The sequence below is a fragment of the Mesorhizobium sp. B2-7-1 genome (assembly GCF_006440735.1).
In the GTDB taxonomy this organism is placed as follows: domain Bacteria; phylum Pseudomonadota; class Alphaproteobacteria; order Rhizobiales; family Rhizobiaceae; genus Mesorhizobium.
The window spans coordinates 1-1,271 of record NZ_VFUA01000224.1 but is presented as its reverse complement, the minus strand read 5'-3'; the positions used below and the strand labels follow the sequence as shown (position 1 = coordinate 1,271).

1 protein-coding gene and 1 pseudogene are annotated in these 1,271 nt (G+C 63.5%); one reads left to right on the top strand and one right to left on the bottom strand.

Going from position 1 to position 1,271, the window contains the following annotated elements; all coding sequences use genetic code 11:
* The coding region (locus FJ471_RS34590; RefSeq protein ID WP_140811575.1) for a glycosyltransferase family 4 protein at window positions 1-798 on the top strand (798 nt) is incomplete at its 5' end.
* On the opposite strand, the pseudogene FJ471_RS34585 reads toward FJ471_RS34590, so the two are convergent.
* Window positions 690-1,271: pseudogene (locus FJ471_RS34585) on the bottom strand (oxidoreductase); the annotation flags it as partial. The gene FJ471_RS34590 and the pseudogene FJ471_RS34585 sit on opposite strands and share 109 nt — an antisense overlap.

The window sequence follows — 1,271 nt, the reverse complement described above, 5'->3', positions numbered from 1 at the left end:
AGCGCGGCGCGACTTACCGGGAGAGTGCTGTTCGTCGGCCGCGTCTCGCCGGAGAAGGGCCTGCATACGCTCATCGCCGCATGGCCGACCATCGTTGCGAACTGCCCCGAGGCGCGCCTTGAGATCGTCGGCCCGTCGGCAACGCTTCCCCGCGAATTTCTGGTCGACCTGAGCACGGACAACGACGTTAGGGACCTCGCTCGTTTCTATCCCGGCGGCATCGAGTATCTGGGCTCCTATGAGGCGGCATTGCGCGCCATCATCCCCCAGGCGATCGCTTCGACGGTCAGCTTTGTCGGCGCGCAGCCCTATGCGGAACTGGCCAGGCGTTACTGCGAGGCGTCCGTCGTTGTGAACCCGTCTCTCAGCGAGTCTTTCGGGATGAGCCTTATCGAGGCGATGTCGAACGATACCCCCGTGGTTGCGACACGCGTCGGCGGGATGACGGAGATCATGAGGGCGACGGGCGGCGGCATTGTCGTGGAGAAGAATGATCCGAAAGCCCTGGCGATCGAGGTGATTGGCCTGCTCAAAGATCCCGATCGCGCCGCAGAACTGGGGCGGCGCGGAGCGTCACGCGTCGCCGACCTGTACAGCTGGGAGAAAATCGCGAAATCGACGCGCGATATTTACGACCTGGCTCTCTCCAATCATCGTCGGTCGGGGCGTGTCGCCGCGCCTGGTCGGGATCAACGCCGGGCCTTGAACGACGTGAAAGTCGAACCCGTATCGTCGCCCCACTCCCAGTTGACCGCCAGCCCGACCCGCAAGATGCGGAGCGCTGGGTCCTCGGGATAGATGTCGGTCAGACACCGTTGCATGACGAGTTCGTCGTCGATGAAGATCGCGAAGCGATTGCCGTCGAACGCCACGCGCATGAGGAAGCGCTTCCCCCAGATGACCTTGTCGGCCACGTTGGTCCATACCGCGTCGTAAAGCTCCTCGAAGCCAAGCCGTTTGACGAAGACGGAAATCGAAGCACCATTGTAGACATCGTCGAGCCATGTCGTTACCGCGACATAGTTTTCGCTGTCCTGCCAGAAGACGAGCCCGCCCCTGCAGCGCTGGTCCTGTCCGCGCCTCTCCCCGGGGGGCTGGATGGCCACCTCGAGATCAGCGAATTCCGGCAGAGCCCAGGGCAGCGAGAAGAACGTACGGCCGGGGTTCGGTTTATCCACGCTTGCTCGCACGCGAGCGCTTCCCGACCCGTCCACGTCGATCGAGCCCGTACCTAGCGTCCTTTCCCACCCCGGCCCACCCACAAGCGACCT